Source organism: Kutzneria sp. NPDC051319 (genome assembly GCF_040682195.1).
Lineage (GTDB): Bacteria > Actinomycetota > Actinomycetes > Mycobacteriales > Pseudonocardiaceae > Kutzneria.
Genome location: NZ_JBFBAM010000001.1, coordinates 86,890 through 102,845, shown reverse-complemented (window position 1 = coordinate 102,845; position 15,956 = coordinate 86,890). Strand labels below are relative to the sequence as shown.

Here is a 15,956-nt window from a genome sequence, read left to right as displayed (position 1 = left end):
CATCAGGCGTTCCTGAGGAACGGTTACGGCTTTCCTTACAGGATGCTGTGAAACTCAGGCCGGCAGGCCCCATGGCGCGGACGGCCCGTTCGGCGTCACCGGCGCGACCGTGAAGTCCGGCCGGTCGCCGGCCCGGCAGAGCACCGCCTCACCGCCCCGCGGCAGGTCGATCTGGATCGTGGTGGCGTCGAGTTCCTTGGTCTTCCAGGGCCGCCCGTGCGCGTCCCGGACCGTGACCTGGCCCGGGATGCCGTGCCGGACGACGCACGGCGCGCCGGCCTCGCTGCGGATCCGGACCCAGCGGGTCGCGCCCTTCTGCCGGGACGCGCTGATCAGGAACGCCCCCTGGGTGCGGAAGTTGTCGATCGTGGCGTCGGCCCAGGAGTCGGGGATGGCCGGGAAGACCCGGATGATCCCGTTCCAGCTCTGGCACACCATGTCGTGCATCGACTGCGCCGCCGACAGCGGCGTCTCGATCACCGGGCCCGACTCCTTGTACATGGTGTTGGGCTGCACGTAGAGCCGCAGCAGATCGCTGAGGTACTGGGCGGAGTCGTTGCCGCGCAGCATCTGCGCCGCCATCGAGGCCGCGCCCGTGTAGCTGTAGCCCTGCAGCGCCCCCTTGAAGCTGATCCAGTGGTTGAGCGAGGTCTGGATCAGGTTCCGGTTCTCCGGCTGCTCCCAGTTCACCAGGTACAGCGGGTACACCGACAGCATGTGCGAGTAGTGCCGGTGGGACATGGCGAACGGCTGGCCCGCCCCGATCATGAACCCGTTGGCGTCGGTGGGATACGGGGTCAGATCGTCGAGGGTGTGCTGCCACACCGGGGCCAGCGGGTCGCTGATGTGGAGAATCTTGGCCGACTCCAGGAGGGTCTGGCAGCCCCAGCGGATCAGCGCCAGGTCGAAGTTGGTGTCGGGCGTGTCGACGCCGTACTCCGGGGAGAACGTCTTCGGCAGGTGCAGCTTGCCGTCGTCACCCTTGGCCAGGAAGTGCAGGTAGTAGTTGATCGCCTTGCGCAGCAGGGGAAACACCGTGGACTTCAGGGTCGCGGTGTCCATGGTGTGGCGGTAGGTCAGCCACACGTTGTGCAGGGCCCAGGTCAGGTTCCCGGTCTCCGGCGTCGGCGGGTCCTGGCCCGGCACGCCGACCGTGCCGCCGTTGAGCAGGGTGATGTCCGTGCTGCGCGGGATGCCGGCGGAGTCCTGGTTGTACGGCGCGATCACCTGGCTGCTCAGGTTGTCCCGGTACTGGCTGATCGCCCGGGTCAGCGAGTCCAGCTCCAGGTGGTTGGAGCCGTTGATCAGCCAGTACTCCAGCTGCACGTTGAGGTTCCACCACGTGGCCGGCCAGGGCGTGGACTCCAGCCAGGGTCCGGTCGTGGCCATCACCGGCGCCGATTTTCTCGTCGCCGAGGCCACCTTGTAGAGCTGGATCCAGTAGAAGCTCTGCAGGCGGCCGTCCGGGACCGAGAGGAAGCTCTTGCGGTAGAAGGCGTTCCACCAGGCGCGGTGGTCCAGGGCCAGCACGTCGAGAGGCTGTATCGCCGCACGCAGGGTGTGCAGCGCAGTGGCGCCGGCGGTCTTGGCCGGGTTCGACCAGGCCACCGTGGCGTAGAGGGTCCTTGTGGTGCCCCTGATCTTCTCCTGGTACGCCGTGACGTGTTCGCCGCCGGACAGCAGCGGCTGGGTGACCAGCGTCGCGTCGCCGCTGGTCGCCGTGTCGGGCTTGGGGTTGGGCAGGTAGCCGTCCGGGGCCGGCTTGTTGAACTTCGGGTCCGTTCGGGGGCTCACCGCGACCGCCGGGTGGAACACCCAGCGGAACTTCGCCTCCCCGTCGGTGGCTTTCGCCTGCACGGCGAGGACGCCCCGTCCATTGTGGACGATAGCCCGGATCGCGATGCTGCCGGCCGTGGTGGTGATCGTGCCGGCCAGTTCGGCGTCGTAGAGGCTCAGCCGCCAGTCGACCTTGGTGATCGTGCCCTGCGGCTCCAGCGTGAACCAGCCGATCGGCAGGCGGGCTAGGCCGTACAGGGAGCCGAATTCCGGCCGGTGGTCCTGCACTTCGCTGTGTTGCACGTTGAAGCGGACCGCGTTGGCGCCCGGCTCCGCGTAGATGCCCGAGCCCAGGAAGCCGTTGCCCAGGAACGGGCCGTCGTACCAGTTCTTCGGCAGCTGCTTCCAGATCAGGTCGCTGCCGGCCAGGAAGCCGCGCCAGTTCAGGCCGGCGGTGCCGTCCGCTCCTCCGCTCGCCAACGCTGGAGTCGCCAGGGTCGGGGTCGCCAGCAGCGCCCCGCTCGCGGCCAGCAGACTCCTCCGGGACAGCTCAGCCATGTCGGCCCCTCACGTCGACGTGAAAACCTATACATCGGAGCTCTGCCGCCGACCGTAGGCAGAGGGTCCGGCCACGTCAAGACTTCTGTCCGGGCCTCCGGGTGCTGTCATCGGATGAATCGATTACTTAGACAATGATCTTCATGCGCCTGGCCGCCCTGGTTGTCGTCCTGTTGGTCCTGCTGGCGACGCCCGCCCTCGCCTCCGATGTCCGGCCCGGCTTCGCCGGATCCTTCAACGGCTCCAGCGGCGTGCTCACCGGCAACAGCACCCTGGTCCCGGCCAACGTGCCCGTCCAGCTGCCCGGCCCCGGTCTCGGCGTGCTCGGCGCCGGCGTGGGCGGCAGCGCCGACTGAGACCACTTTCGGCTCGCCTACGGCCACCACCAGCGCATACGCTGTCGCCATGACCTACGCCGTCGACTTCACCACCGTCTCGACCGTCGGCCTGGAGTCCTCCCCGGTCACCGACGCGCTGGCCGGCCTGCGGGCCAACGAGGCCCGCTACTTCAAGAACAAGTACGACCACGTCTTCACCGTCGAGCCCGCCGACAAGGCCGCTTCGATCATCGACTGGGTACACGGGATCCTGGCCGACGAGCGCGGCATCGTCATCGCCTCCCGCCCGCTGGAGGCGACGGAGTTCGAGGTCGAGGGCATCCGGATGGCCTACGTCTTCTACGAGAGCGGCCTGTCCATCAACGTCATGTACACCCTCGCCGACGGCGGCAAGCGGGCCGTCGGCTTCAAGCTCTCCGACGGCATGGACATCCCCTCGGAGCTCTCCGCGTTCAAGTTCGCCCGCCAGAAGTCCAAGCTGGCCGGGACCATCCGCGGCTCCTACTTCGTCATCAAGAACGCGTACTGACTCACTTCCAGCGGAAGTGCACGAACACCCGCCCGAAGTTGTCGCTGTCCTTCTCCACCCGGTGGTACAGCGCCTTGATCTCCTTGCGCTCAAGGAACCGCAGCACGTGCTTCTTCAGCGCGCCCGACCCCTTGCCCGGGATGATCTCCACCAGCGGCGCCTTCTTGGCCACCGCCTCGTCGATCACCGCCCGCAGCGCCCGGTCGATCTCACCGCCCCGGTTGTAGATGTCGTGCAGGTCCAGCTTGAGCTTCATGCCACCCATGGTGCTCCCCGAGGCGGTAGACCGGCCACCACGCGCCCAACCCCCGCCGGGCACCTCAACCGCTCTTTTCCCCAGCTCCACGCGGCTTCCAGCGCCCCGGGCCATCCCTCGCCCGTAGCCCCGATTGACGCCACCCCTACTATGTAAACGTTTCCAGTGCGCCGCCGCGCCGACACCCCTGGAGGTTGTGGTGGCATCACGTTCCCGGTGGTCGCTTGCGATCGCCTGCTCTCTCGTCGCCGGGGCCCTGCTCCCGACCGCGGCCTCGGCCGCACCCACCGCCTGTTCCGAGGAGGCGCCCGTCCGGGCCGCCGCCGACCACTGGATCGGCGGCAACGCCAAACCCGCCGACTCCACCTGGTTCAACTCCCTGTTCATCAAGGGCGACACCGAGGCCTACAAGCTCACCGGCGACGCCAAGTACCTCACCTACGCCACCGCCTGGGCCTCGCACAACAAGTGGAAGCTGCCCACCGGCACGCCCAACCTCGACGGTCCCGAGGCGGCGCAGGAGTACATCGACCTTTACAAGCTCGACCCCAAGCACCCGGCCTCCGACATCGCCGACGCCAAGGCCTACGTCGACCGGGAGACCAAGAAGGTCGAGGGCGGCAAGAGCTCCGACATGGACTACGTCGACGCCGTCCGCCTCGGCGCCCTCTCCGCGTTCCCGTACTTCGGGAGCAGCGCCGACATCGACGCCATGGCCAAGCTGTTCGCGTACCCCGAAAGCCACATCTACGACAAGAAGAACGCCCTGTGGTGGCGGGATTCCCGCTGGGTCGGCACCACCCAGCACTGGTCGCGCGGCAACGGCTGGATCGTCCTCTCCCTCACCGACACCATCGCCAACCTGCCCGCCGGCGACACCCACCGGGCGCACTACATCAGCCTGCTGCAGGACATGTTCGCCAAGCTGAAGTCCACCCAGCAGTCCGGCGGCTACTGGACCGCCGACGTCGACCACCCGGCCGCCTACCCCGCGCCCGAGTCCAGCGGCACGTCCCTCTACACCTACGGTCTGGCCAAGGGAATCCAGGCCGGCTACCTCGACTCGGCCACCTACCTGCCCGTCGTGCAGAAGGCCTGGGGTTGGCTGAAGACCAAGGCGCTGCAGTCCAACGGTGTCGTCGGCTACGTGCAGGGGCCGTCCTCGCACCCGTCCCAGTACCAGCCCATCAGCCCCACCGCCACCAGCAACTACGGCACCGGCATGTTCATCATGGCCGGCGTCGAGGCCGCCAAGCTCACCCCCGGCTGCGCCGCCAAGTTCTGACGCCCCCGAACGGCCCGGCCACTCCGGCCGGGCCGTTCGTCTGTTAAGCCAATTCCTGGCACAGCCTCGGGACCGCCGTCCCGATCGGCTCCGTGATCTTCTGCGCCGCGAGTTCGTCGTACGGCGTCGGATCGCGGTTCACGATCACCAGCCGCGCACCGGCCCGCACCGCCACCGCGCACAGCGCCGCCGCCGGCTCCACCCGCAACGAACTGCCGATCGCCAGGAACACCTCACTGGCCGCCGCGATGTTCATGGCCTGCCCCAGCACATCCGCGTCCAGGTTCTCGCCGAACAGCGTCACCCCCAGCTTCAGGACGCCGCCACACTCCGGGCACTTCTTGTCCCCGCCGAGAATTTCCCTTGTGCCGAAGCCCTTTCCGCACCCCGTGCACACCGTCTTGTGCATGCTTCCGTGCAGCTCCAGCACTTTCCTCGCCGGCGTGCCCGCCTTCTGATGCAGGCCGTCCACGTTCTGCGTCAGCACCCGCACGTTCGCCAGCTTCGCGATCGCTCGATGCGCCTCGTTCGGCTCCGCCTGCCACGCCGGGTGTTGCTCGTACCGCCGCCAGAACTCTCCTCGCGTCCCCTCATCCCCCATGAAGGTCTCGTACGTGAACAGCTCCTGCGCCTTCGGATCCTTCGTCCACTCCCCTTGCGGGCCACGGTAATCCGGGATGCCCGAGTCCGTCGAGATCCCCGCCCCCGTCAACACCGCGATCCTGGTCATGCCCCGAGTTTAGGTAGCCGACACAACCGGATTTGTGTCCCGCACCATCACCCAGGCCAGGTACGCAAACGGCGCCAGCAACAGCAGATCCACGCCGCTCGCCCTGCACCAGTTCGTGCTCGACGAGCTGACCAACATCGACGAGCTCGACTGGACCAGAGGCTGCATCGACGCGGTGTCGGTGCGGTCGAAAAGGGGGGCGAGCTGACCGGCCGCAGCCCCACTGACCGGGGTAAAGCCGGCTCCAAGTACCACGTTCTGTGCGACGCGAACGGGCTACCGCTGCACATCATGTTGTCGGCGGCAAACACCCACGACAGCATGCTGTTCGAGCCGCTGCTGGACACGAACCCGACCGTGCGCGGCCACCACGGCCGGGCGGGCCGGCCGCGATGCCGACCGGACAAGCTGCACGCCGACAAGGGCTACGACTCCCGCCGCCGCTACCTGACCCGCCGCGGTATCAAGGTCCGTATCGCCCGGCGCGGGATTGAGGGCAAGTCCCGCCTCGGCCGGGTCCGCTGGGTCGTCGAACGCACCATCTCCTGGCTGCTGCGGTTCAAACGCCTCGGCTGCGCTACGACCGGACCGAACGCACCACGCTGGCGCTACTCACGCTGGCCTGCACCGTGATCAACTTCCGCCGGCTCATAAAGATCGAGCTCTGCGACCAGGTCTAACGCATCCATTCACTCATTTGGGACACATCGGTAGCTCTGTGTCGTTGGGTGGGGGTGACTGGTGAGCTTCTGAGCGCGGAGCAGGTCCTCGGGTCGGCACGGGGCCCCCGTCACCACGAGGGAGATCGATCTCCTGGAGGAGGCTGCAGCCGCGTTGCTGACGGACCATCGACGGGGATGAACGAGCACTCTCGTCGGTACGTGATCAGCCATCGGTGGGGCCGCCTCTTCAGAGGCGTTCGACGCGGTCGGCCTGCGGGCCCCGGTCGCTCTGACGCACCGCGTACCGGACCCGGTCACCCTTCTGCAGCGGCTCCGACCCCATGATCACGGACACGTGGGCGAAGAGATCGTCGCCGCCCGCGTCCGGGGTGATGAAGCCGAAGCCGCGGTCGCCGTCGTAGCGCGCGACTACGCCCTCGCCGCCTCGTACGGGCACGTCCCGCGCCGCCGGCCCTGCGGCCGCGGCAGGTGCCGACCGCTGCGGCGCCGTCTGGGGCTCGGCGCCCCGGACCAGGTGCACGTCGCGGGCCTGCGGGCCCTTGTCTCCACTAGCCACCTCGTAGGCGACGCGGTCGCCCTCCGCGAGCCACGTCAGCCCCTCCGCCAGGGCCCGGGCGTGAACGAAGACGTCCTCGGCGCCGGAGTCGGGGTTGATGAAGCCGAAGCCCTTGTCCTCGTCGTACCAGGCCACCGTGCCGTCGGCACCGTCCGCGATGCCAGCCGCGGCGGGTGAGCCGGCCCCTGCTCCCAGCGGGATCACGTGCGCGGCCTGCGGGCCGCGCTCGCCTTCGACGATCAGGAAGGCCACCCGCTGCCCCTCGGTGACCACGCCGCCGGTCACGATGGCGGAGCTGTGCACGAAGATGTCGGCGCCGCCGCCGTCCGGCGACGCGAAGCCGTACCCCTTGCCCGGCTCGTACCAGTTGACGGTGCCGAGCTGGCCCACGGCGCTGCCGGTGGCCGCATCGGCGGTGACGCGAACGCGCAGCGCCTGGGGCCCGCGGTCGTTCTCGCCGACCTCGAACACGACGGCCTGACCCTCGCGGAGCACTTTCGCGCCGCCGTCCCCGACGATCTCGGAGGCGTGCACGAACACGTCCGGCGAGCCGTCCTCGGGCGCGAGGAAGCCGAAACCCCGTTCGGCGTCGAACCAACGAACGGTCCCCTGCGGCATCAAAGGCTCCAGGTTGAGAGGGCGGGCACTGGCCCCCATTCTCTCTGACAGACCTCCGGTCCGTCGGGCCGGGCCCACAGGCGGGCGGTGCGGAGCCAGGGGCGGGCCGTTGGTTCACCTAGCGACACGCCGAGTTTTGAGACCAGGTCTCAGACCGTCCGGCGTGTTCAGGTCGACCACGCCTTCGACGGTAGCGCCTCCTGGCAATCCAGGCCGGTCAGCACTCGATGACGTTGACCGCCAGGCCACCGCGGGCGGTTTCCTTGTACTTGTCCTTCATGTCACGGCCGGTCTCGCGCATGGTCTTGATGACCTTGTCGAGGGAGACGAAGTGGGCGCCGTCGCCGCGCAGGGCCATGCGGGCGGCGGTGATGGCCTTGATGGAGGCCAGGGCGTTGCGCTCGATGCAGGGGATCTGGACGAGGCCGCCGATGGGGTCGCAGGTGAGGCCGAGGTTGTGCTCCATGGCGATCTCGGCGGCGTTCTCGACCTGCTCGGGGGTGCCGCCGAGCACCTCGGCGAGGCCGGCGGCGGCCATGGAGCAGGCGGAGCCGACCTCGCCCTGGCAGCCGACCTCGGCGCCGGAGATGGAGGCGTTCTCCTTGAACAGGACGCCGATGGCGCCGGCGGTCAACAAGAACCGCACCACACCGTCGTCGGAGGCGCCGGGGACGAAGCGGGAGTAGTAGTGCAGGACGGCGGGGACGATGCCGGCGGCGCCGTTGGTGGGGGCGGTGACGACACGGCCACCGGCGGCGTTCTCCTCGTTGACGGCGAGGGCGAACAGGGTGACCCAGTCCATCACCCGCAACGGATCGGTGGCGAAGTGCTCGGCGGCGAGGGTGCGGCGGAGGTCGGCGGCCCGGCGGCGGACCTTGAGGCCGCCGGGGAGGGTGCCCTCGACGGTGCAGCCCCGCTCGACGCACTCCTGCATGACGTGCCAGATGTGCAGCAGACCGGAGCGGATGTCGGCCTCGGGACGCCAGGACAACTCGTTGGCGAGCATGACATCGCTGATGGAGACGCCGGATTCCCGTGTGCGGGCAAGGAGTTCGTCGCCGCTCAGAAACGGGTGGGGCAGCGGGGTGGAGTCCTGCTTGATGCGGTCGGTGCCGGTGGCGGTCTCGTCGACGATGAAGCCGCCGCCGACGGAGTAGTAGACGGCGGAGTCGAGCGAAGAGCCCTCGGCGTCGAAAGCGGCGAAGCTCATCCCGTTGGGGTGCAAGGGAAGCTGCTTACGGCGGTGCATGATGAGGTCGGTGTCCTCGACGAAGTCGATCTCACGGGAGCCGCCGAGCGCGAGGCGACCGGACGAGCGGATGAGGGCGACGCGGGAGTCGGCGTCGGTGGGGTCGCAGAGCTCGGGCTGGGAGCCTTCGAGGCCCAACATCACAGCCTTGGGGCTGCCGTGGCCATGGCCGGTGGCGCCGAGGGAGCCGAACAGCTCGACGTGCACCCGGGTGACGCGATCGAACACCTCGGCGGACCGCAGGCGGTCGACGAACATGTAGGCGGCCCGCATGGGCCCGACGGTGTGCGAGCTGGACGGGCCGATGCCCACGGAGAAGAGATCGAAAACGCTGATGGCCATGACGGACTCCAGGGCATAGGAGAAGACGGAAGCTCCCCCTCTGTCATGGGACCTGAGAGCTTCGCCGTCACGACCGCGACGGCTTGCACCGTGGGTGGGCATGCACGACCGCGCACGCTGCTTTCCAGAGTTGCCTCGCCCGGCCGGTCTGGGATGCCTGAGAGTGTGCGGGGAGGCTTGCTCCTTCGGCGCCCCGACGACACGCATCGAGGACTCTCCCGACCGGGCTGTGTGCCTTCGGCACGCGGCCTGTGTGGAATTGTTGCCCTCACTGTAAACGAACCGGGGAGCGGCTGATGAGGTTCGGCGCGAACTACACGCCAAGCAAGCACTGGTGGCACTCCTGGCTGGACTTCGAGCCGGACTCGATCCGCCGCGACCTGGACCAGCTGGCGGGCCTGGGCCTCGACCACGTGCGGGTGTTCCCGATCTGGTCGGTCTTCCAGCCGAACCGGGGCGTGGTCCGCGAGAAGGCCGTGGAGCAGCTGCTGGAGATGGTCCGCATGGGCGCGGCGGCGGGCCTGGACGTCACGGTGGACGGCATCCAGGGCCACCTGTCCAGCTTCGACTTCTACCCCTCCTGGACGCAGACCTGGCACCACCGCAACGTCTTCACCGATCCCGATGTGCTGGAGGGGCAGATTCTGCTGCTGCGCACGCTGGCGACGGCGTTGCGCGGGGAGCCGAACTTCCTGGGCATGACGCTGGGCAACGAGATGAACAACCTGGTCGAGCACAACCCGTGCACGGCGGACGAGGTGGACGTCTGGCTGGACCGGCTGCTGGCGACGGTCAACGAGGCGGACCCGGACCACCCGCACTGCCACTCGGCCTTCGACGACGCCTGGTACGTCGACGATCACCCGTTCACGCCGCTGGCCAGCGCGACCAAGGGCGCCATGACCACGGTCCACCCCTGGGTGTTCTCGCTGAACGCGGCCCGTCGTTACGGTCCGCAGTCAATGGAGATCCACCACCTCGCCGAGTACGGCACGGAGCTGGCCCGCGCCTACGGCTCGCCGGACCGGGTGATCTGGGTGCAGGAGGTGGGCGCGCCGGCCCCGCACATCCCGGTGGAACACGCGGTGGAGTACGCGGAGCACACGATTGGCAACGTCGCTACCTGCAAGAACGTCTGGGGCCTGACCTGGTGGTGCTCGCATGACGTGAACCGGAGGTTCATCGACTACCCGGAGCTGGAGTACGGCCTCGGCCTGTTCGACGCCGACGGCAATGCGAAGCCGCTGGCCAGGGCGATCGAGAAGGCTGTGCACGCAGAGTTGCCGAAGCCGGTGGAGCGGACCACGGCGCTGTTCTTCGACGGCAAGCGGAGCTCCTCGGGGCCGGGCGGCGCGTTCTTCGAGGCCTGGATGCGTCTGGCCAGGGAAGGCCACCGACCGGCGGTTGTGATGGAGACGACGCCGGAGTACCTGAGCGCCCGGGGCGTGACCGAGGTCTTGACAGTGTGACTCCAGCCACCCCAGGATCAACAGTCATCCGATGACTAACCCGCGTCAGGCCCCGGTCCGCCGCAAACACCCCCCACACATCGGATCTGTTCGTCGCCGGGCGGCCCGACGTAGGAGGGCTCGATGACGACCTTCCCCAGACGGACTGCCCTGGGACTGGCCCTGGGCGCCACCGTGTTGGCCACGATCGACGGCACGGGGACCGCCTTCGCCGCAGACAAGGCGCCGGATCCGGTCCCCGTCCCCCTGGACGGCCTGTTCGACAACGACGGCATCGACACCGCGACCACACACGACGGCAACTTCGACGGATCCGGCTACACCTTCCCGGCCGAGGGCTTACCGAGCGGACCGACCACGGTGGACGGCGTCCCGTTCACCTTCCCCACGGCAGCGGGCAAGAACAACATCGTCGCCATGGGCCAGCAGATCCCGCTGCCCAAGGGCCGCTACGTCACGGCCCTGTTCCTCACGGCGTGCTCGTACGGCGCGACCGGCGGCACGGCGACCGTCCACTATGCCGACGGCAGCACCAGCGAAGCCCAGCTCGGCGGCGCCGACTGGTACTCCGGCAGCGGCCAGATCGTCGCCCCGTTCCGCTACACGCCGGGCGGCGGCACCGACCAGAGCCCGGTCTCGATCAGCACCTCCCAGGCCTGGATCGACCCCGGCCGGGACGCGGTGGCCATCACCCTGCCGACCACCAGTCCCGCCGTCGAGGGCAAGTCCAGCCTCCACGTGTTCGCCCTGAGCCTGCAACCGGTGGTGACCGGCAAGGCGGTCACGCTGAGGAGCGCGAAGTCCACGACCAGCCTGCTCACCGACGCCGGCCCGCAGACCGTGGAGGCGACGCTGGTCAACCTGGGCACCGAGTGGATCACCCCGCAGGACCAGCTGACGATCTCCGTGGACGTCCAGGGCGGCCGCACGGTGACGCCGGCGACGGTGGCCTGGCTGGCCCCGGGCGACGAGGCGAAGGTCAGGATCGGCATCCGCAAGAACCAGCGTGTCGACGACGGCACGACGGCGACCGGGACGGTCACCGCGAAGTCCAAAAAGGACACTCTGGCCAGCGCGAACGCCCCGATCCTGCTGGGAGTGCCCGACTATCAGCCGGCGGACACGTCGCTGACGACGCACCAGGCCCCGTACTGGTTCCAGGACGCCAAGTTCGGCATCTTCATCCACTGGGGCGTCTACTCGGTGCCGGCCTGGTCTCCGCCGGGCAAGCAGTACGCGGAGTGGTACTGGGACTGGATGCAGGACCCGACCAACGCGGTCTACGACTACCACCGCCAGACCTTCGGCGAGGGCTTCAACTACGACGACTTCATCCCGCAGTTCAAGGCGGAGCACTGGAATCCGCTCGACTGGCTGAACCTGTTCGTGGAGGCGGGTGCCCGCTACTACGTGCTGACTTCCAAGCACCACGAGGGTTTCGCGCTCTGGGACTCCCAGGTCTCCGGCCGCACGGCGGCCAAGCTGGGCCCGAAACGGGATCTGGTCAAGGCCCTGTTCGACGCGTCGAGAAGGCACACTCCCCAGCTGCGCAACGGTTTGTACTTCTCCATGCCGGAGTGGTTCAACCCCGACAACCCGTGGATGGGCCACCCGCCGAGGAATCCGTACACCGGCGCGGCCGTGCCCTACACCGGGTATGCCAGCGGCCGGGACTTCGTGCTGGACTACCAGCTGCCGCAGATGCTGGAGCTGGTGCACGGCTACGACCCGGACGTGATCTGGTGCGACATCGGCGGCGTCAACGACAGCCGGCGGCTGATGGCCGAGTACTTCAACCATGCCAAGGACCGCCCGCGACCGAAGGACGTTACGATCAACGACCGGTCGGGCATCGCGGTGCACGACTTCACCACGCCGGAGTACACGACGTACCCGAACACCGTGGTGGCCAAGTGGGAGGCCAGTCGCGGGCTGGATCCGCGCAGCTACGGCTACAACCGCGCGACCCCGGACGAGATGTACATGACGGCCGAGGAGGTGGTGCGCACGCTCGTCGACATCGTCAGCAAGAACGGCAACTTCCTGCTGGACATCGGCCCGCGGGCGGACGGCACCATCCCGGAGATCATGCAGACCCGGCTGCGGCAGACCGGCGCCTGGCTCAGGGTCAACGGCGAGTCGATCTACGACACCTCGTACTGGTCACGGCAGGCCCAGCTGGGTGACCTGCGGTTCACCACCAAGCCGGACGCGTTCTACATCAGCTCGCTGGTCAAGCCGGGCAGCAAGCTGACGGTGAGTGCGCCGGTGCCCATCCGCAGCGGGGACAAGGTGACCATGCTGGGCTACGGCAAGCCGCTGACCTGGACGACCACGGGCGGCTCCCTGGTGATCGACGTGCCCGCCGCGGCCGCGGCCGCCGGCCAGTACGCCTGGGTCTTCAAGATCAGCAGGCGCTGACGCGCTGTGAAAGGACCATTCCTGACGTCCAACGCCAGGAATGGTCCTTTCCAAACACTGAGGGCTTGACAAGACAGTGGCACGATGAGCCCGTGGTGACGGTGCAGGGGGTTGTCGACCGGGTGGGGCCGACGATGCTGCGCGCCGTGCATGCGGCGGCGGCCCCGCAGAGCGTGACGGACGTGGTGATCGCGGAGCCCGGTCGCCGGAACGTGATCGCGGCCGGGGATCTGGTGCTGGGCGTGGCGGTCGGTGGCCGCAGGGACGCAGTCGACCTGGTCAGGCACTCCAAGGGCGCGGCGGGCGTGCTGCTCAAGCAGCCGCAGGCCGGCGATCCGGAGGTCCTCAAAGCAGCCGGGGAGGCGCAGACCGCGATCGTCGAGGTACGCCAGGAGGCGGCCTGGGCGCAGCTGGTCTGGCTGCTCAGGGCGGTGCTGGACGCGGCCGCCGACGACGAGTCGGACGGCGAGGTGGAGCAGTTCGGCGACCTGTTCCGGCTGGCCGACGCGGTGGCGGCGGTGATCGACGCGCCGGTGACGATCGAGGACGCCAACTCCCGCGTGCTGGCCTACTCGACCCGGCAGGACCGCACCGACCCGGCCCGGGTGTCGACGATCATGGGTCGCCGGGTGCCGGACGACGTGCTGGCCCGGTTCCGCAGCCGGGGCGTGTTCCGCCAGCTCAGCAAGGGCCGCGCGGTGATCTTCGTGCCGGCCCAGCCGGACGGCACGCTGCCGCGGCTGATCGTGCCGATCCGGATGGGCGGCGAGCTGCTGGGCTCGATGTGGGCGGTGGTCGACGGGGAGGTCACCGACGAGCGGTCGGCGGCGTTCGCCGACACCGGCCCGGTCGTCGCGCTGCACCTGCTGCGGCGTCGGGCCCGGGTCGACGCGGAGCGTATGCGTTCGGCCGAGCTGGTACGGGCGGTGCTGGCCGGCTCGACCGGCAGCCGGGCCGCGGCGGCGGAGCTGGGCCTGGACGACCAGCCCCACCGCGTGATCGCGATCGACGCCGCCAGCGAGGACGCCGCCGGCGCCGAGGGTGTCCGGCTCGCCCTGTGGGAACGCATGACCCGGGGCGTCGGCCGCCGGCCGGCGGTCGCGGACCTGCACGGCGTGCTCTACGCCGTGGTCCCGGACAAGGGCTGGACCCAGTTGCGAGCGGTCCTCGCCACCGGCGAGCCGCTGGTGGCCGCCGGGACCGCCGTCGATCTCACGGACCTTCCCCTGTCCCGCTCCCAGGCCGACGAGACGTTGGCACTGCTGCGAAACGGACTGATCCCGCTCCGGCTGGCCGGCTACGAGGAAGTGTGGTCCTCGCTCGTGCTGCACCGGGTGGCGGCGGCCTCGAACGCCTCCGGCGTGGCCGAGCTCGGGCCGCTCAACCAGCTCAAGGAGATGGAGCTCGACACGCTGTACCAGTGGCTGCGGCACCCCGGCGATCCCCGCGAGGCCAGCCGCGCGCTGCGGATCCACCCGAACACCTTCCGGTACCGGATGAAGAAGATCGGGGAGGTCGTCGATCTGGACGACCCCGATGTGCGGCTGGCCCTGCTCACTCAGCTGGTCACGCTGAAGTGGGCGTGAACGCTCCGCGGTAGGCCTGCGGGCTGGTGCCGACGACCCGCTTGAAGTGCTCGCGAAACGCTGTGGGGGAACCGAATCCCGTGAGCGTGGCGATCCGTTCCACGGGTTCGTCGGTCGCCTCCAACAGATGTTGTGCCCGCCGAACCCGACTCCGGTGCAGCCACCGCAGCGGCGAAGTGCCCGTCTGCTCACGGAAACGGCGATTCAGGGTGCGGGCGCTCATGCCGGCCTGCGCGGCGATCTCGTCGAGGGTGAGCTCCCGCACGGAGTTCTCCTCCATCCACGCCAACAACTTCTCCAGCTCGTTGCCCCTCGGCACGGGCGGCAGGTCGTGCACGATGAACTGCGCCTGACCGCCCTCGCGCTCCAGCGGCATGACGGAAAGCCGAGCGGCCGAGGCGGCGACGGCGGAGCCGTGGTCGCGGCGGATCAGGTGCAGGCACAGGTCGAGCCCGGCGGCGGCGCCGGCCGAGGTGAGGAACTGACCGTTGTCGACGTACAAAACGTCGGGATCCACGTCGATGAGCGGGTACCGCGAGGCCAACTCCGCCGCGGCGACCCAGTGCGTGGTGGCGCGCAGGCCGTCCAGAAGTCCTGTGGCGGCAAGGATAAAGGCCCCCGAGCAGATGGACGCGAGGCGAGCGCCGCGAGAAGCCGCCAACCGCAGGGCGTCCACGACCCCGGCCGGCACGTCGAGGTCCGAGCAGCCGGGCAGCATGATCGTGTCGGCCTCGGCCAAGGCCGCCAGGCCGGCCGACGCCCGCACCGTGAACAGGCCGGCGTCGATCTCCGGCTCGGAGGCGCAGACGACCACCCGGTAGCCCGGGGTCCGCTGGAACACCTCGATGGGCGTGGCCAGGTCGAACGGGATGACACCAGGCAGGGCCAACACGGCGACGGTGTGCATGCCGCCCACGGTAGCTGGCCAGAATCCGTTGACGCCTGGCGATCCAGCCACTGTCTCGGCCGGCGAATGATGGGGCTGAATGAGTGCAGACGCTCAAGAGGAGGACGCAGCCGCCGTGACCGAGCTTGCGAGGGCACTATTCAACACAGGGACCTGGGTCGCAGACCCGCCGAGCGTCAGCGAGGTGGGCCTGTGACCAAGATCCTGCTGACCATCCACATCATCGCCGTGATCATCGCCATCGGGCCGGTCGCGGTGGCCGCCAGCATGTTCCCCCCGGCCGCCCGCAAGGCCCTGGCCAGCGGAAACGACGCCGACATGGCCACGCTGCGGCTGCTCAACCGGATCTGCAAGGTGTACGCGCTGGTGTCGATCGCGGTCCCGGTGTTCGGCTTCGCCACCGCCGGCATCATGCACGTCACCGGCAACCTGTGGATCATCGTCTCGATCGTGCTGACCGGCGTCGCGGCCCTGGTGCTGGGCCTGCTGGTGCTGCCGTACCAGCAGCGCGTCCTGGACGGCACGCCGACGCCGACGGCCCAGCTGGCGATGTACACCGGCGTCTTCAACCTGCTGTGGGCCGCGGTCACGGTCGTGATGATCTTCCGTCCGGGTTCGACGCTGGACAGCTGACAGGTCTAGACCTAGCCCTC

Annotated in this window: 13 protein-coding genes, 2 pseudogenes and 1 riboswitch; of the genes and pseudogenes, 8 read left to right on the top strand and 7 right to left on the bottom strand. The window is 69.0% G+C overall.

Features of this window, described 5'->3' with window-relative positions; genetic code table 11:
- Positions 1–54: 54 nt before the first annotated feature.
- Positions 55–2,334, bottom strand: a complete 2,280-nt coding sequence (locus AB0M73_RS00450) for a glycoside hydrolase family 95-like protein (protein WP_363885181.1) — start codon at positions 2,332–2,334, stop codon at positions 55–57.
- 143 nt (positions 2,335–2,477) lie between these two features.
- Here AB0M73_RS00450 and AB0M73_RS00445 point away from each other — a divergent pair, with 143 nt between their 5' ends.
- Together AB0M73_RS00445 and AB0M73_RS00440 are read left to right on the top strand one after the other, a co-directional pair.
- On the top strand, positions 2,478–2,690 hold the full coding sequence (locus AB0M73_RS00445) for a chaplin family protein (RefSeq protein WP_363885179.1): 213 nt from the start codon (positions 2,478–2,480) through the stop codon (positions 2,688–2,690).
- Between the two features lie 49 nt (positions 2,691–2,739).
- On the top strand, positions 2,740–3,201 hold the full coding sequence (locus tag AB0M73_RS00440; protein ID WP_363885177.1) for a phage tail protein: 462 nt from the start codon (positions 2,740–2,742) through the stop codon (positions 3,199–3,201).
- Position 3,202: 1 nt separating this feature from the next.
- On the opposite strand, the gene AB0M73_RS00435 is transcribed toward AB0M73_RS00440, so the two are convergent.
- Positions 3,203–3,457, bottom strand: a complete 255-nt coding sequence (locus tag AB0M73_RS00435) for a Smr/MutS family protein (RefSeq protein ID WP_043722124.1) — start codon at positions 3,455–3,457, stop codon at positions 3,203–3,205.
- A 199-nt stretch (positions 3,458–3,656) separates the two neighbouring features.
- Between AB0M73_RS00435 and AB0M73_RS00430 the strand changes: the two genes are divergently transcribed.
- Complete coding sequence (locus AB0M73_RS00430; protein WP_363885174.1) at positions 3,657–4,742, top strand: glycoside hydrolase family 88 protein; 1,086 nt, start codon at positions 3,657–3,659, stop codon at positions 4,740–4,742.
- A 43-nt stretch (positions 4,743–4,785) separates the two neighbouring features.
- Here AB0M73_RS00430 and AB0M73_RS00425 read toward each other — a convergent pair whose 3' ends face one another.
- Positions 4,786–5,472 carry a Sir2 family NAD-dependent protein deacetylase gene (locus AB0M73_RS00425; protein ID WP_363885172.1) on the bottom strand — a complete coding sequence of 229 codons (687 nt, stop codon included), beginning with the start codon at positions 5,470–5,472 and terminating at the stop codon, positions 4,786–4,788.
- A 145-nt stretch (positions 5,473–5,617) separates the two neighbouring features.
- On the opposite strand from AB0M73_RS00425, the pseudogene AB0M73_RS00420 reads away from it, so the two are divergent.
- Positions 5,618–6,152: pseudogene (locus AB0M73_RS00420) on the top strand (IS5 family transposase); the annotation flags it as partial.
- A gap of 229 nt (positions 6,153–6,381) precedes the next feature.
- Here the strand turns inward: AB0M73_RS00420 and AB0M73_RS00415 are convergent.
- The 3 genes and pseudogenes from AB0M73_RS00415 to AB0M73_RS00405 all read right to left on the bottom strand — a co-directional run bounded on the left by AB0M73_RS00415 (position 6,382) and on the right by AB0M73_RS00405 (position 8,920).
- Positions 6,382–7,101: a cold shock domain-containing protein gene (locus AB0M73_RS00415; protein WP_363885666.1), complete on the bottom strand. Its 720-nt coding sequence runs from the start codon at positions 7,099–7,101 to the stop codon at positions 6,382–6,384.
- 30 nt (positions 7,102–7,131) lie between these two features.
- Positions 7,132–7,329: pseudogene (locus AB0M73_RS00410) on the bottom strand (cold shock domain-containing protein); the annotation flags it as partial.
- A 217-nt stretch (positions 7,330–7,546) separates the two neighbouring features.
- Positions 7,547–8,920, bottom strand: a complete 1,374-nt coding sequence (locus AB0M73_RS00405) for an L-serine ammonia-lyase (RefSeq protein ID WP_363885171.1) — start codon at positions 8,918–8,920, stop codon at positions 7,547–7,549.
- Positions 8,921–9,054: 134 nt separating this feature from the next.
- Positions 9,055–9,151, bottom strand: a riboswitch (glycine riboswitch).
- A 65-nt stretch (positions 9,152–9,216) separates the two neighbouring features.
- Here AB0M73_RS00405 and AB0M73_RS00400 point away from each other — a divergent pair.
- The 3 genes from AB0M73_RS00400 to AB0M73_RS00390 all read left to right on the top strand — a co-directional run bounded on the left by AB0M73_RS00400 (position 9,217) and on the right by AB0M73_RS00390 (position 14,396).
- Positions 9,217–10,389 carry a glycosyl hydrolase gene (locus tag AB0M73_RS00400; protein ID WP_363885170.1) on the top strand — a complete coding sequence of 391 codons (1,173 nt, stop codon included), beginning with the start codon at positions 9,217–9,219 and terminating at the stop codon, positions 10,387–10,389.
- Positions 10,390–10,512: 123 nt separating this feature from the next.
- On the top strand, positions 10,513–12,810 hold the full coding sequence (locus AB0M73_RS00395) for an alpha-L-fucosidase (protein ID WP_363885168.1): 2,298 nt from the start codon (positions 10,513–10,515) through the stop codon (positions 12,808–12,810).
- Between the two features lie 92 nt (positions 12,811–12,902).
- Positions 12,903–14,396 carry a helix-turn-helix domain-containing protein gene (locus tag AB0M73_RS00390; RefSeq protein ID WP_363885166.1) on the top strand — a complete coding sequence of 498 codons (1,494 nt, stop codon included), beginning with the start codon at positions 12,903–12,905 and terminating at the stop codon, positions 14,394–14,396.
- Here the strand turns inward: AB0M73_RS00390 and AB0M73_RS00385 are convergent.
- The gene (locus AB0M73_RS00385) at positions 14,377–15,303 is read right to left on the bottom strand and encodes a helix-turn-helix domain-containing protein (RefSeq protein WP_363885164.1); all 927 of its coding nucleotides are present in this window, start codon (positions 15,301–15,303) and stop codon (positions 14,377–14,379) included. The genes AB0M73_RS00390 and AB0M73_RS00385 overlap by 20 nt on opposite strands.
- Positions 15,304–15,495: 192 nt before the next feature.
- On the opposite strand from AB0M73_RS00385, the gene AB0M73_RS00380 reads away from it, so the two are divergent.
- Positions 15,496–15,936, top strand: coding sequence for a hypothetical protein (locus tag AB0M73_RS00380; protein WP_043722107.1), 441 nt, complete (start codon positions 15,496–15,498; stop codon positions 15,934–15,936).
- The last annotated feature ends 20 nt before the right edge of the window (positions 15,937–15,956 follow it).

What these genes read in the sequence shown, in the direction of transcription:
- AB0M73_RS00435 (WP_043722124.1), bottom strand. Translation starts at nt 3,457, where the DNA reads ATGAAGCTCAAGCTGGACCTGCACGACATCTACAACCGGGGCGGTGAG.
- AB0M73_RS00450 (WP_363885181.1), bottom strand. Translation starts at nt 2,334, where the DNA reads ATGGCTGAGCTGTCCCGGAGGAGTCTGCTGGCCGCGAGCGGGGCGCTG.
- AB0M73_RS00405 (WP_363885171.1), bottom strand. Translation starts at nt 8,920, where the DNA reads ATGGCCATCAGCGTTTTCGATCTCTTCTCCGTGGGCATCGGCCCGTCC.
- AB0M73_RS00400 (WP_363885170.1), top strand. Translation starts at nt 9,217, where the DNA reads ATGAGGTTCGGCGCGAACTACACGCCAAGCAAGCACTGGTGGCACTCC.
- AB0M73_RS00445 (WP_363885179.1), top strand. Translation starts at nt 2,478, where the DNA reads ATGCGCCTGGCCGCCCTGGTTGTCGTCCTGTTGGTCCTGCTGGCGACG.
- AB0M73_RS00425 (WP_363885172.1), bottom strand. Translation starts at nt 5,472, where the DNA reads ATGACCAGGATCGCGGTGTTGACGGGGGCGGGGATCTCGACGGACTCG.
- AB0M73_RS00395 (WP_363885168.1), top strand. Translation starts at nt 10,513, where the DNA reads ATGACGACCTTCCCCAGACGGACTGCCCTGGGACTGGCCCTGGGCGCC.
- AB0M73_RS00385 (WP_363885164.1), bottom strand. Translation starts at nt 15,303, where the DNA reads ATGCACACCGTCGCCGTGTTGGCCCTGCCTGGTGTCATCCCGTTCGAC.
- AB0M73_RS00440 (WP_363885177.1), top strand. Translation starts at nt 2,740, where the DNA reads ATGACCTACGCCGTCGACTTCACCACCGTCTCGACCGTCGGCCTGGAG.